We start from the raw sequence: 13,442 nt of genomic DNA on the forward strand, positions 1-13,442 counted from the left end.
TGCCGTGCCGCGGATCAGGATCGGCCATCGCGGCCGCCCACGGCAAAGGCCGGGCAAACTCCACGCCGATAAGGCCTACGACCACCGTCGCTGCCGCCGGGAGTGCCGCGCCCGTGGCATCACCCCGCGCATCGCACGCCGTGGCATCGAGAGCAGCGCCCGCCTCGGACGACACCGCTGGGTGGTGGAGCGTACCTTCGCCTGGCTCGCCCGCTACCGACGCCTGACCATCCGCTACGAGCGCCGCGCCGACATCCACCTCGCCTTCACCACACTCGCCTGCGCCCTCGTCTGCCTCGGCCAGATTAGGCGGTTCTGTTAGGCGCTCTAAGGCCTGGGATCATGAAAATCGCACCGCGCCGCAACGAAAGAGACAGGCGGATGCTTCAGGGGGTGAGGACAAGAACGGCATGCGCTCTTTCCGCATTCTGACCAGCCTGCTCCTCTTTGGCGGCTCGCCGAGCCTGGCGGCCATGACGCCGTGGCAGGATGTCCACGCGGCCAAGCCGGACCGGCCAGCGCCGGAAGCGGCCCCGCTGGCGGTTCCGGACAGGCTGGCCCTGGCCGCCGTCCCCTGGTCCGCCAGCCTGCCGGAAAACCTGCCGGCGCTGGAGCAGGAGCGTGCCGCGCTCCAGGAACGCCTCGCACAGATCGGCCTGACGATCGACCGCATCCTGGCGGGTGTGGTGATGACGGCACGGAAGGCCGATCCCTGGGGCCCAGCCCGGGAGAGCGACCCCGCTCCGCTGCTGGAGGCACTGGGCCAGGAACGGCAGCTGATCCTCGACCGGCTGGGGCAGGTGGACCGCAAATCCCTGCTGCTGGCCACCACGACTTCCTTGCCGGCCCGCGCGGCCCCGCGGGATCCGGATGCCGATCTCCTGGCCGGGACGGACCCGGCGCCGGGGCAGGAGGATGCCGAAACGCCGGAGGCCCTGATGGCGCGAGTCGATCGCCTGGGTGCCGCCATGGACCGTCTGCTGGCCAGCATCGAGGCACCACCGGAAAGCCAGGAGCGCGGCGGTGCCAGTGGAGAGGAACTGCTGAAGCGGCTCTATGCGCTGCGGGACGCGCAGACACGGCTGCTGGAACGGATCGCCCGGATCGAGGCGCCCCCCATCCCGCTCCCACCACCAAGTCCACCGGAGGAACGGCTGGCCTCGGCACCGTCGGGCGACGGCCCGGTCCTGGCACCGGCTCCTGCGGCCGACGCAGCGGAAGAAGCGGCCCCAGCCGGGGAAACGCAGGTCCTGCCGCCCCTCTTCGCCGTGGCGGAACCAGAACCTCCGGCGGAAAAACGGCTGGTGGAGAAGCCACTCGTGGAAACGCCCGCGCAGGCACCCGCCGCACCACCGGTCCTCGTTGCAGGGCCGGCCGTCCCGCCGCCGCCCCCGTCCCCGGTCCAGGCCATCGCCCCTTCGGCCCCAGCCGCCCTGCCGGTTCGGGACAGCGCCCCGGCGTCCCGCGAGGCAAGGCTGATACCCGCCCTGCGCTGCCGGATACTGTTGCAGCGGGCTCAGCTGGGTGAGGAACTGACCCTGGTCGAGCGCAAGGACCTCCGAGGCGCCTGCGTGACGTGACGCAGGGGCCCGGGGCAGGTCAGCGTGCGTGGCTGCAGGCAGCCCCCACGAAGCCGCCGACAGACAGTTTCGGCGCAGTGCCGGCGACCGGAATACCTTTCCGCACCGTGGCCGCCTCCGGTCCGATTGTGCCGCAGCCGACCAGCCGCAGCATGGGCCAGACGCCCCGGGGCAGCAGCCCCCGCATTCCTGCGCAGCCCGAAGGCTTTGCCCGGCGCAAGGAGGTCAGCCTTCCCCTTCCCTCAGGAAGCTACGAACGGCGAGCAGCACGAGAACGGCGGCCACCGTGCAGAACAGGCCACCCAGAATCGTGAAAAGGTCCCCAAGCGGAATCGTATCCATGGCGCGGAAATGGGGCTCCTCTCCCCCGTTTAACTATGGCTTTTGCTGCATGGCAGCCGTTCGGCCATGCAGGCCTTGCGTCACGGCCCTGTGACATGCCGAAGGCGGATGAAGACTTCCGGACGGGCCCGGCGGACCGCACTCATTGTCCTGGCTTTCTGGACCGGCATGGCCTGGCGCGTCAGTGACGCCGGACACAGGCGCGTCGGTGGATCTCATCGGGATGGATGGCGTGCGATCGCAGCCGGGGTGGCGGCAACTCCTGGCCTGAACCGCCGCCGCTGTCACAGGCTGCGAAGCGCCTCAGCACCAGTCACCGGAACCAGGGTCACCGGGGCCGCCGCAGCCACCGCACCAGTTGAGGCCAAGCGGGCCACAGCCATCGGGCGACAGACTTCCCGCCATCGGCACGAGGGCCAGAACCCCGAACAGGCGACACCTACTATGCACCAGCATGTACGACCTCATGTCCACCCGGCCTTCCGGGTTGTCCGGACATGGAACGCTGCAAAGGCGGCAAATATCGGCAAAGCACGGCCACAGAGCCGACAAGTATCGGTGAGCCCGGATATCCACTTTTCATTTCGGACCCGGATGATGGGAAAGGCCGACGGGGCCACCCCGCCCTTCCCCGGCCTCGTGGCCAGGGTGGCGGCCCCGCCGCGCGTCCTTCAGCCGCCGGGCGGATCGAAGGCGCGGACCGGCGGCAGGTTGCCGGTGAAGCGCTCCACCTCAACCGCGGTAAGCTGGCCGGTGCAGCCCTGCGCCAGGGCGGAGGTGCCGGCATCCCGCGTCAGCACGTTGGGATTGCCATGGACGCAGAGCGGCGCCTCCTCCTCCGGGTCGGCCGGATCGTACCAGGCGCCGGTGGGGAGCTGCACCACGCCCGGCCGCACATCCTCCGTCACCACCACCGCCGCGAGGCAGGCGCCGCGGGCGTTGAAGAGGCGGACGATATCGCCCTCCGCGATGCCCCGCGCCGCCGCGTCCAGCGGATGCATCCGCGCCACCTCCCGCCCGCGATGCTTGGCGCCCGCGCTGTGGCCGCCGAAGTCGAGCTGGCTGTGCAGCCGCGTCGCGGGTTGGTTCGCCACCAGGAAAAGCGGCGCCCCGGGGCGGGGCGCGTCCTCGGGCGGCAGCCAGGCGGGATGACCGGGGCAATCGGCCTCGCCATAGGAATCGATGGTGCGGGAGAAGACCTCGATGCGGCCCGAGGGGGTGGGCAGCGGGTTCGCCACCGGGTCCTCGCGGAAGCGGCGCAGCTCGCCGCCATCGTCGGGCTCCTGCGGCAGGGTCAGGCTGCCCGCCTCCCAGAACCGCGCGAAATCCGGGGCCGGCAGCCCCTTTTCCTCCAACCCCCTGCGGGTGCGCTCGTAGAGATGCTCCAGCCATTGGCGGGCATCGCGGCCCTCGGTGAATTCCGCGCCCCGGCCCAGGCGCTCCGCCAGCCCGGCGAAGATCGCGTAATCGTCCCGCGCCTCGCCATGGGGCTCGGCCACCTTGTGCATGGCCACCATCAGCGGATCGTTGGAGCTGGCGCCGATATCCTCGCGCTCCAGCGTCATGGTGCAGGGCAGGACAATGTCGGCGTGCCGCGCCGTGGCGGTCCAGGCCATCTCGTGCACCACCAGCGTGTCCACCCCGGCGAAGGCACGGCGCAGGCGGTTCAGGTCCTGGTGATGGTGGAAGGGGTTGCCGCCCGCCCAGTAGACGAGGCGGATATCCGGATAGGTCCGCGTCTGTCCGTTGTAGCGATAGGTCCCGCCCGGGTTCAGCAGCATGTCGGAGATGCGCGCCACAGGGATGTAGTCGGCGACGCGGTTGCGCCCCTGCGCCAGCGTCGGCAGCGGCACCGCGCTGTTGCGGCGGCCGTAATAGCCGATGGCGCCCAGCGCATAGCCGTAGCCGCCGCCCGGCAGGCCGATCTGCCCCAGCGCGGCGGCCAGGACGGCACCCATCCAGACGGGCTGCTCGCCATGCTCGGCGCGCTGCAGGGAATGGGCCACCACGACCAGCACGCGCCTGCCGTGCAGGCGGCGGGCCAGGGCACGGATCTCCTCCGCCGGAATACCGGCGATCGGGGCGGCCCAGTCGGCATCCTTGGGCTGGCCATCCGCCTCGCCCGTCAGGTAACGCTCGAAGACCGCCCAGCCCTCGGTGTGGCGGTCGAGGAAGGCACGGTCATGCAGCCCCTCCGCCACCAGCGTATGCACCAGGGCCAGCATCAGCGCGGTGTCACTGCCGGGGATGTTGGCGATCCATTCGGCGCCGGCCTCCGGCGGCAGGTCGCTGCGCAGCGGGCCGACCAGCAGGAAGTCGCAGCCCCGGGCGCGGGCGCGGGCCATGGCACCGCGCTCGACATGCTGGCTGATGCTGCCGCCCGCCACCATGCTGTTCTTCAGCGCCATGCCGCCGAAGGCGATCACCGCCTCGGTATGCTCCGCGATCTGTTCCCAGGTGACGTTGCGGCGGGTCAAATCCTCGTAGCTGCCCAGCACATGCGGCACGATCACGCTGGCCGCGCCGGAGCTGTAGGTGTTCACCGAGCGCACATAGCCGCCCATGGCGATGTTCAGGAAGCGGTGGACCTGGCTCTGCGCGTGATGGAAGCGGCCGGCGCTGGCCCAGCCATAGGAGCCGCCGAAGACCGCCCCGGGCCCGTGCGTGTCACGGATGCGGCCCAGCTCGGCACCCAGCCGGTCCAGCACCTCGTCCCAGGAAACCGCGACGAACCCGTCCCGCCCACGCCGGCCGTCCGGGCCGGGGCCGCGCTCCAGCCAGCCGCGCCGGACCATGGGCCGGGCAATGCGGGCACGGTGGCGCAGGGCGGCGGGGAAGTTGCCGATGATCCCGTTCGGATCGGGATCGCCCGCATAGGGGCGGACGGCGAGCGCGCCGTCCCGCAACCGGGCCGAGAAGACACCCCAATGGGAGGTATGCGGCAGGAAGCCGTCCCCGGCGAGGCTGACCGGCGGCAGTTCGGCGGCGTCCGACATGGGCATCCTTTCGTGACGCCTTGGCGGCCGGATGAGGCTTCCGGGGCGAGGGGCGACATGCAATCCGGGTGCCCTTTTGGCGCCGGACGCGGCACAGGTCCATCGCAAGTGCGGCATGGCGGCCGTTCCGGGACGTTCCGGCGCCACCCCATCACAACCGGCGGAGAAAGGGGGCCGGCGGAGCGGGCGACCTATCCCCGGCGATGGCGGCCATCCCCATCTGCATGGCCTTGAGCAGGGAGCGCACCCGCATGAAGACGGAAGAGGAGGAATGCACCCCGGTCCCCGGGCGCCAGGAGGCGATCCACCGGACCCGGGTCCTGGCCAGCCTGGTAGAGGAGCAATTGCTCGACCACCCCGCCCTCGCCAACAACTTCTTCTGGCGCAACAAGGTCGAGCAGGCGCTCGACGCCCTGGGCGACCTCGCCGCCGCGCTGGAGGCCGAGGCACCCCGCCAATGGCTGGCCGAAGCGCCGGCAGGGCGCAGCCAGGTGTCCGGCGTAACGGTGTCCCGCGCCAGGCTCTGAAGACCGGCAGTACCACGGCGTCCCCGCCCCTTCCCCGCACCCGGCGCGAGACCGGATGCGTCCCTTTGGGCGCGACAAGCCCGCCGCGTGGGCGCAGAATGCGGCACAGGCACGGGGCGCGCAGGCCGTCCCCGGAGACCCCGTGACGTCGGGAGGCGAGGCATTGCAGCCGGGTTCCTGGAACCGCTCGAACACCTTCTGGCCGGTGCAGAACGGCTGGAGGATGCTGTTCCGGTCGGAACCAAACGAGATCCAGTTCGGCCTGACCCTGGCCTTCATCGCCGGGGCCATCAATGCCGGCGGCTTCATGATCGTGGGACAGTACACCTCCCACATGTCGGGCATCGTTTCGGCCATGGCGGACGGCGCTGCGGTCGGCGCCTGGACCGTGCTCCTCGCCGGGCTGACGGCACTCTGCTCCTTCCTGGGCGGCGCAGCCTGCTCGGCCATCCTCATCAACTGGTGCCGGCGGCATCACGCGCGTAGCCAGTATGCCTTGCCTCTGTTGCTGGAAGCCCTGCTCGTGGCCGGCTTCGGCCTGCTGGGCGAGCAGTTGCCTCCAGGCATCGCCATCGCGGTGATGGTGCCGCTGCTCTGCTTCCTGATGGGGCTGCAGAACGCCACCATCACCAAGATCTCCGGCGCACGGATTCGCACCACCCATGTCACCGGCATCGTCACCGATATCGGGATCGAACTCGGTAAGCTCTGCTACTGGAACATCCGCGTGACCGAGGCGAACGCCCCCCATGTACGGGCGGACCGCGCCAAGCTGCGCCTGCTGTCCAGCTTCCTGGGCTGCTTCTTCGTGGGCGGGGTCCTGGGTGCGGTCGGCTTCAGCCATATCGGGCTGATCGCCTTCCTGCCGCTCTCGGTTTTGCTTCTGCTGCTCGCCAGCGCCGTCGTCCAGCCCGCGCTGACACCGGCCGCGATGCAGGCGTCCCGACAGCAGGATTGACCCGATCGTCAGGAGTGAGGAACGATCACGGAATACAATCCCAGGTAGACATTCGACATTTCGCGTGCAACTTTTGTCGGGGCAGTACCGGGGATCCCGATGAGGCGTTGGCTGAAAAGATCTCCTCTCCCGCGCCGGGATGGCAAACCGGTCTCCGGGGTCTCCGCTCCCGGCCCAGCCTAGGCCGCACATGGCCTGGGGTCAGCGCCTGTTTCCGCCCGCCTTTTCCGCCGTTTCCCACAACGTGATGCAGACTCCCAAAGTGAACGCACCCGGCCCGATCGACCAGGCCCGCCTGGACCACGCCGCCTATGACGTGCTGATCGTGGATGACGACGATCTGGTGCGCGCCACGCTCGCCTCCGTCCTGGAGGACGAAGGCTGGACCGTGCGCGAGGCCCGCGGCCCTTCCGAGGCCCTGAAAGCCTGCGGCGGGGCGGAACGCTGCCGCCTGCTGCTGACGGACATCAATCTCGGCATGGTGCAGGACGGCTTCGACGTCGCCGCCATGCTGCGGCAGCGTTTCCCCGACCTGCCGGTCGTGTTCATCACCGGCCGCCCCTGGGTCTATGAGAACCGCCGCTTCGGCAGCCGGGACCGGGCCCTTTCCAAGCCCCTGACCATGTCCTCGCTGGCCGAGACGGTGCGGGAGCTCATTCGGGCCGGCTGAGGCCCTGTCCGGCGGGCCGCCCCTCGCCTTTCGCCCCCGGCGATGTCGCGTTTCCCGTGCGAAGGGGGTAGACCTCCCGTCACCCGCCGCCACAATGCCGGCGATCCCGGGCCCCGGCGGCATCCCTGCGCCGCGGCCCGCCCGGATGGCCCGCCTTGCGCAAGGCGGGCCGGCGTGAATCAAGGAGGAGCCCACATGAACGTCATCCCCGGTCACGAGTCGAAGGCCAAGGCGGCACGCCCCAGCTTCCAGTGGGATGACGCGCTGCTGCTGGAGGAGCAGCTCAACGAGGAGGAGCGCATGATCCGCGACGCGGCGCGCGCCTTCTGCCAGGACCGGCTGGCGCCGCGCATCCTGGAAGCCAACCGGCGCGAGCATTTCGACCGCGAGATCATGAACGAGTTCGGCGAGCAGGGTTTCCTCGGCGCGACGCTGGAGGGCTATGGCTGCGCCGGGGTCGGCTATGTCTCCTACGGGCTGATCTCGCGCGAGGTGGAGCGGGTCGACAGCGGCTACCGCTCCGCCTTCTCCGTGCAGTCCTCGCTGGTGATGTACCCGATCCACGCCTTCGGCTCCGAGGCACAGAAGGAGAAGTACCTGCCGAAGCTGCGCAGCGGCGAATGGGTCGGCTGCTTCGGCCTGACCGAGCCCGATGCCGGCTCCGACCCGAACTCCATGCGCACCCGCGCGCGGAAGGTCGATGGCGGCTACTCCGTCTCCGGCTCCAAGACCTGGATCAGCAACTCGCCCATCGCCGATGTCTTCGTTGTCTGGGCCAAGGACGACGAGGGGACCCTGCGCGGCTTCATCCTGGAGAAGGGGATGAAGGGCCTGACCGCCCCCAAGATCGAGGGCAAGTTCAGCCTGCGCGCCTCGGTCACCGGCATGATCATGATGGACGAGGTCTTCGTGCCCGAGGAGAACCGCCTGCCGGGGGTGAAGAGCTTCGCCGGGCCCTTCTCCTGCCTCAACCGCGCCCGCTACGGCATCTCCTGGGGCGTGCTGGGCGCGGCCGAGGACTGCTGGCACCGCGCCCGCGACTACACCATGAACCGCGTCATGTTCGGCCGCCCCCTGGCGCAGACACAGCTGATCCAGAAGAAGCTCGCCGACATGCAGACGGAGATCACGCTCGGCCTGCAGGCCTCGCTGCGCGTCGGCCGCCTGTTCGACGAGCACCGGGTGGCGCCGGAGATGATCTCCCTGGTCAAGCGCAACAACTGCGGCAAGGCGCTCGACATCGCCCGCATGGCCCGCGACATGCACGGCGGCAACGGCATCGTGGACGAGTACCACGTGATCCGCCACGCCATGAACCTGGAGACCGTGAACACCTACGAGGGCACGCACGACGTCCATGCGCTGATCCTGGGCCGTGCCCAGACCGGCCTGAACGCCTTCTGAGCGGGCGGGCAGCAGCATGGCCGGTCCGCTGGAGGGCGTGAGGGTCCTCGATCTGAGCCGCGTCCTCGCCGGCCCCTGGGCGAGCCAGAACCTGGCCGACCTGGGCGCCGAGGTGATCAAGATCGAGCGCCCGGGCGCGGGCGACGACACCCGCGGCTGGGGCCCACCCTATGTCGAGGATGCGGCGGGGCAGCCCAGCGAGGTCAGCGCCTATTTCCTTTCGGCCAACCGGGGCAAGCGCTCGGTGACGGTGGATTTCACCCGTCCCGAGGGGCAGGAGATCCTCCGCCGCCTCGCCGCCGAAAGCGACGTGGTGCTGGAGAACTACAAGTTCGGCGGCCTGAGGAAATACGGGCTGGACCATGATGGGCTGCGGGCGGTGAACCCGCGGCTGATCTACTGCTCCATCACCGGTTTCGGCCAGACCGGCCCCTATCGCCAGCGCACCGGCTACGACTTCCTGCTCCAGGCCATGGGCGGGCTGATGAGCGTCACCGGCGAGCCGGGTGGCGAGCCGATGAAGGTGGGTGTCGCCATCACCGACATCCTCACCGGCATGTACGCCTCCACCGCCATCCTGGCCGCGCTGCACGAGCGCGGCCGCAGCGGCGAGGGCCAGCATATCGACCTCGCCCTCTTCGATGTGCAGATCGCGACCCTGGCCAACCAGGCGCTGAACTACCTCGTCTCGGGGCGGGAGCCGCGGCGGCTGGGCAACGCGCATCCCAGCATCGTGCCCTACCAGTCCTTCGCCACGGTGGATGGCGACATCGTGCTGGCGGTGGGCAATGACGAGCAGTTCCGCCGCTTCGTCACCGCCGCCGGGCGGCCGGACCTGGCGGAGGACGAGCGCTTCCGCACCAACACCGGGCGCGTGCGGAACCGGGAGGTCCTGGTGCCGCTGCTGCGCGACATCGTCGCCGGACAGACCACGGCGCAATGGCTGGCGCAACTGGAGCCGCTGGGCGTGCCCTGCGGCCCCGTGAACGGCGTCGCGGCCGCCTTCGCCGATCCGCAGGCCCAGGCGCGCGGGATGCGGCTGGAGATGCGGCATCCCGAGCTCGGCACGGTCCCGAGCGTGGCCAGCCCGATGCGCTTCTCCCGCACGCCGATCGCCTATGAGCAGGCGCCTCCCCGCCTCGGCGAACATACCGAGGCGGTGCTGCGCGAACGTCTCGGCGCGTCCGAGGCGGAGATCGCGCAATGGCGGGAACAGGGCACGATCTGATCCGTCCGCCGCCGGGAAGGCCCGGCGGCGGCTACACCACCGCGGAAGGCAGGGGCCGGCCGGCGAACTGGGCGGCGAGGTTGTCCAGCACGACCTGCCCCATGGCGAGGCGCGTTTCCTCCGTGGCGCTGGCGCGGTGCGGCTGCAGCACGACGTTGTCCATGCCGAGCAGCGCCTCGGGCACGTTCGGTTCGTCGAGGAACACATCGAGCCCGGCGCCGCCCAGGCGCTTTTCCGCCAGGGCCGCGACCAGCTCCGCCTCATCGACCACGCTGCCGCGCGCGACATTGACCAGGAAGCCGCGCGGCCCGAGCGCATCAAGCACCGCGCGCCCGACGATGCCGCGGGACTGCTCCCCGCCGGAGGCCGCCACGACCAGCATGTCGCTGGCTTCCGCCAGGGCCCGCAGTTCCGGCTCGAAGCGGTAGGCGCATCCGGGCAGCGGCTTCAGGTCGGTATAGGCGATCTCCATGGAGAAGCCCTCCGCGCGGCGGGCGATGGCGCGGCCGATCTGGCCCAGGCCCAGGATGCCCAGGCGGCGGCCGGTGACCTTGCGCGCCAGCGGCGGCGCCTCGCCCGCCCGCCAGCGCCCCGCCCGCACGAAGCGGTCGTTGAAGGCCGTCATGCGGAGCGCCGACAGGATCAGTGCCATGGCCATGTCGGCGACGTCGTCGGTCAGCACGCCCGGGGTGGTGGTCACGCGGATGCCGCGCTCCCGCGCATGGGCGAGGTCCACCGCATCCGTGCCGACGCCGCTGACCGCGACGATCTCCAGCTTCGGCAGGGCTTCTATCAGGGCGCGGGACGCCCCCTTCACGCCGCCGGTGACCACGCCGCGGATCGACGGCCCCACCTCGCGCAGCAGTTGCTGCGGGTCGGCGGCCTTGTGCAGGCGGTGGACGGCATAGGCGGCGTCGAGCGCGGCCTCGACCGGTTCCGGCATGGCCTGGAGCAGGAGGATGTCTGGCTTCACGGCGTCACTCTCTTCTTGCGGGGTTCGAGGGGAACCCGGCCTCGCGGTCGGGACCCGCCCCGCCCTCCCCTGCGGGAGGGCGGAGGCTGGGGGTCAGTCCTGCCGCAGCGTCAGGCGGCGGATCGGCCCCATCAGGAAGAGATAGGCCAGGATCGCCAGCACCGCATGGGCCGCGACGAAGAGCAGCACGCCGTCATAGGCGCCGGTGGCGACGATGATGTAGCCGCTCACGATCGGCGTCACGATCCCGGCGATGTTGCCGATCGCGTTGAACATGCCGCCGGTCAGGCCGGTGATCTCCTTTGGCGCGGCGTCGGAGATGACCGCCCAGCCGATGGCGGCGAGTCCCTTGCCGAAGAAGGCGAGCGCCATGATGGCGATCACCGCCCATTCCGCCTGGACGAAGTTGCAGGCCACCAGTGTCGTCGCCAGCGCCATGCCGAGCACGAAGGGCGTCTTGCGCGCGGCGGAAAGCGAGATGCCCCGGCGCAGCAGCGCGTCGGAAAGCATGCCGCTGCACACGCCGCCCAGGAAGCCGCAGATGGCCGGCAGGGCCGCCACGAAGCCGACCTTCATGATCGACATGCCGCGCGCCTGCACGAGGTAGATCGGGAACCAGGTGATGAAGAAGTAGGTGAGCGCGGTGATGGCATACTGGCCGGCATAGGCGCCGAGCAGCAGGCGGTGGCTCAGCAGCTGCTTCACATGCGTCCAGCGGATCTTCACCGGCGGCGCGGTGCCGGCGCGGTCCATGTCCACCAGTGCGCCGCCCTTCTCGATAAGCTCGATCTCGGCGGCATTGGCGCGCGGATGGTCCTTGGGATTGTGGATCAGCCAGGGCCAGCCGAGGCTCAGCAGGATGCCCAGCGCGCCCATGAAGAGGAAGATGTATTCCCAGCCGAAGCTCGCGGTGATCCAGCCCATGATGGGCGCGAAGAAGGCCACCGCCGCGTACTGGGCGGAATTGAAGATCGCCGTGGCCGTGCCGCGTTCCGCCGTCGGGAACCAGGCGGCGACGATGCGGTTGTTCGCCGGAAAGGCCGGCGATTCCACGAGGCCCAGCGCGAAGCGGACCGCGAAGAGCATCACGAAGGCCGAGGTCGGGTGGAAGAAGCCCACGCCGCCCTGCAGCAGTGTGAAGAGCGACCAGGAGAACAGGCTGAGCCCGTAGATGAGCTTCGAGCCGTAGCGGTCCAGCAGCCAGCCGCCGGGGATCTGCCCGATCACATAGGCCCATCCGAAGGCCGAGAAGAGATAGCCCATGCCGATCGGGTCGAAGTTCAGCTCGCGCGCCAGGGCGGTGCCGGCGATCGAGAGCGTCGCGCGGTCGGCATAGTTGATGGCCGTGACGAGAAAGAGCAGGCCCAGGATCGCGTAGCGGACGCGGGTGGCCTTCACGGCCGGGACGGCCATGTTGCCGATGGATGTCGTGCTGCTCATGCGGACCTTTCCCGGGGAAGCGGCGGCATGGCCGTCGCCACCCCTTGTTCTTGCGTGCCCATATCCGCTTGCCCTTCCCCCGACAGGGACCGGAAGCGACTCAGACGTCATGCAACTGATGCAAGACCAATAGGGGAGCGGGGCGATAACGGTCCAAGCCAGAAATGGCATTGATCCATACGATTGTTGAATTGATCCTCCAGGCCCGGGTGCGACCAGCAGGGAGCCCGGAGGCCCCTGCCTCTCACGCCGCGTCCGGCCGCATGGCCGGGCCGCGCAGCAGTTGCAGGATCATCCGCAGCGCCGGCAGGCTGTCGCCGTTGCGGACCACCGCGAAGAGATCGGCCGAGGGCGCGCCCGGCAGTTCCCGGTAGCAGATGCCCGGCAGGCCGAGGCGCCGGGCGGAGGCCGGCACGATGGCCAGGCCCAGGCCGGTGCCGACCAGCGGCAGGATCGTGTGGATCTGGCTGATATACTGCACATAGTTCGGCAGCGCCCCGGCCGAGCGGACCATGTCCGAGACAAGGCCGTGGAAGTACTGCCCCTCGGTCGGCGAGTACATGACCATGTCCTGGCCGTTGAGGTCGGCGATGCGGAACGGCCCCTGCCCCGCATGTTCCTCGGCGAAGGGGTGCATTTCCGGCACGGCAAGGACCAGGGGCTCGCTCCAGACGGGAAAGGTCTCCACCCCCCGCCGGTCGAAGGGCGGCCGGACGAAGCCAAGGTCGATCCGCTGCGCCGCCAGCGCCTCCATCTGCTCCCGCGTCACCATTTCCTTCAGTGCCATGTCGATGCGCGGCAGGCTGCGGCGGACGAGCGAGACGAAGCGCGGCAGGAAGCCGAAGCTGGTGCCGGCGGTGAAGCCGATGGTGACCGAGCCCGCCTCCCCCCGCGCCACCCGCCGGACCGCCAGCGCTGCGCCTTCCGAGAACTGCAGCAGCCGCCTTGCCTCGGGAAAGAAGGCGCGCCCGGCCTGGGTGAGCCGCACCGAGCGGCTGCTGCGCTCCAGCAGCCGGACATCCAGGGCATGCTCCAGGAGCTGGATCTGCCGGCTGAGGGGCGGCTGGGTCATGTGCAGCCGGGCGGCGGCGCGGCCGAAATGCAGCTCCTCGGCCACCGCCACGAAGCAGCGGAGTTGGCTCAGCTCGAACATCGATCCAATTCCTGCATGATCGCATCCATTTTATAAGTTGGACCGGCATAGATGTAACTCTTACAAGCATCCGGTGACAGCTTGGCGCTCCCCGCTCGCCCCGGAGTGTGGGAGGGTGGCGCCCGGCGAGGACAACGGGACGGAAGCGGGACATCCCCTCCGCCCGGTCCA

Annotated in this window: 11 protein-coding genes; 7 read left to right on the forward strand and 4 right to left on the reverse strand. The window is 69.9% G+C overall.

Going from position 1 to position 13,442, the window contains the following annotated elements; genetic code table 11:
• Positions 1–322, forward strand: a 322-nt coding sequence (locus BT98_RS0116885) for a transposase (protein WP_027297307.1), incomplete at its 5' end; no start/stop codon positions are given.
• Positions 323–410: 88 nt separating this feature from the next.
• Complete coding sequence (locus tag BT98_RS0116890; RefSeq protein WP_019462721.1) at positions 411–1,580, forward strand: hypothetical protein; 1,170 nt, start codon at positions 411–413, stop codon at positions 1,578–1,580.
• Between the two features lie 1,013 nt (positions 1,581–2,593).
• Here the strand turns inward: BT98_RS0116890 and BT98_RS0116900 are convergent.
• The gene (locus tag BT98_RS0116900; RefSeq protein ID WP_051544299.1) at positions 2,594–4,918 is read right to left on the reverse strand and encodes a molybdopterin guanine dinucleotide-containing S/N-oxide reductase; all 2,325 of its coding nucleotides are present in this window, start codon (positions 4,916–4,918) and stop codon (positions 2,594–2,596) included.
• Positions 4,919–5,169: 251 nt separating this feature from the next.
• On the opposite strand from BT98_RS0116900, the gene BT98_RS27310 reads away from it, so the two are divergent.
• The 5 genes from BT98_RS27310 to BT98_RS0116930 all read left to right on the forward strand — a co-directional run bounded on the left by BT98_RS27310 (position 5,170) and on the right by BT98_RS0116930 (position 9,705).
• Positions 5,170–5,445: a hypothetical protein gene (locus BT98_RS27310; RefSeq protein ID WP_139341654.1), complete on the forward strand. Its 276-nt coding sequence runs from the start codon at positions 5,170–5,172 to the stop codon at positions 5,443–5,445.
• Positions 5,446–5,587: 142 nt separating this feature from the next.
• Entirely contained in the window at positions 5,588–6,403 is an 816-nt protein-coding gene (locus BT98_RS0116915; RefSeq protein ID WP_369699838.1) for a YoaK family protein, read from the forward strand.
• A 262-nt stretch (positions 6,404–6,665) separates the two neighbouring features.
• On the forward strand, positions 6,666–7,073 hold the full coding sequence (locus BT98_RS26245) for a response regulator (protein ID WP_237719410.1): 408 nt from the start codon (positions 6,666–6,668) through the stop codon (positions 7,071–7,073).
• A 195-nt stretch (positions 7,074–7,268) separates the two neighbouring features.
• Positions 7,269–8,477 (forward strand): acyl-CoA dehydrogenase, encoded by a 1,209-nt coding sequence (locus BT98_RS0116925; RefSeq protein WP_019462727.1) that lies wholly within the window; start codon positions 7,269–7,271, stop codon positions 8,475–8,477.
• 16 nt (positions 8,478–8,493) lie between these two features.
• Positions 8,494–9,705, forward strand: coding sequence for a CaiB/BaiF CoA transferase family protein (locus BT98_RS0116930; RefSeq protein WP_019462728.1), 1,212 nt, complete (start codon positions 8,494–8,496; stop codon positions 9,703–9,705).
• 31 nt (positions 9,706–9,736) lie between these two features.
• Here the strand turns inward: BT98_RS0116930 and BT98_RS0116935 are convergent, their stop codons facing one another.
• The 3 genes from BT98_RS0116935 to BT98_RS0116945 form a co-directional block, all read right to left on the reverse strand.
• Entirely contained in the window at positions 9,737–10,678 is a 942-nt protein-coding gene (locus BT98_RS0116935) for a 2-hydroxyacid dehydrogenase (RefSeq protein ID WP_019462729.1), read from the reverse strand.
• Positions 10,679–10,771: 93 nt separating this feature from the next.
• Complete coding sequence (locus BT98_RS0116940; RefSeq protein ID WP_019462730.1) at positions 10,772–12,118, reverse strand: MFS transporter; 1,347 nt, start codon at positions 12,116–12,118, stop codon at positions 10,772–10,774.
• A 244-nt stretch (positions 12,119–12,362) separates the two neighbouring features.
• Positions 12,363–13,271 (reverse strand): LysR substrate-binding domain-containing protein, encoded by a 909-nt coding sequence (locus tag BT98_RS0116945; RefSeq protein WP_019462731.1) that lies wholly within the window; start codon positions 13,269–13,271, stop codon positions 12,363–12,365.
• Between the last annotated feature and the right edge of the window lie 171 nt (positions 13,272–13,442).

This window comes from Roseomonas mucosa ATCC BAA-692, from assembly GCF_000622225.1.
GTDB classification, from domain to species: domain Bacteria; phylum Pseudomonadota; class Alphaproteobacteria; order Acetobacterales; family Acetobacteraceae; genus Roseomonas; species Roseomonas mucosa.

What these genes read in the sequence shown, in the direction of transcription:
- BT98_RS0116890 (WP_019462721.1), top strand. Translation starts at nt 411, where the DNA reads ATGCGCTCTTTCCGCATTCTGACCAGCCTGCTCCTCTTTGGCGGCTCG.
- BT98_RS0116900 (WP_051544299.1), bottom strand. Translation starts at nt 4,918, where the DNA reads ATGTCGGACGCCGCCGAACTGCCGCCGGTCAGCCTCGCCGGGGACGGC.
- BT98_RS27310 (WP_139341654.1), top strand. Translation starts at nt 5,170, where the DNA reads ATGAAGACGGAAGAGGAGGAATGCACCCCGGTCCCCGGGCGCCAGGAG.
- BT98_RS0116925 (WP_019462727.1), top strand. Translation starts at nt 7,269, where the DNA reads ATGAACGTCATCCCCGGTCACGAGTCGAAGGCCAAGGCGGCACGCCCC.
- BT98_RS0116930 (WP_019462728.1), top strand. Translation starts at nt 8,494, where the DNA reads ATGGCCGGTCCGCTGGAGGGCGTGAGGGTCCTCGATCTGAGCCGCGTC.
- BT98_RS0116940 (WP_019462730.1), bottom strand. Translation starts at nt 12,118, where the DNA reads ATGAGCAGCACGACATCCATCGGCAACATGGCCGTCCCGGCCGTGAAG.
- BT98_RS0116945 (WP_019462731.1), bottom strand. Translation starts at nt 13,271, where the DNA reads ATGTTCGAGCTGAGCCAACTCCGCTGCTTCGTGGCGGTGGCCGAGGAG.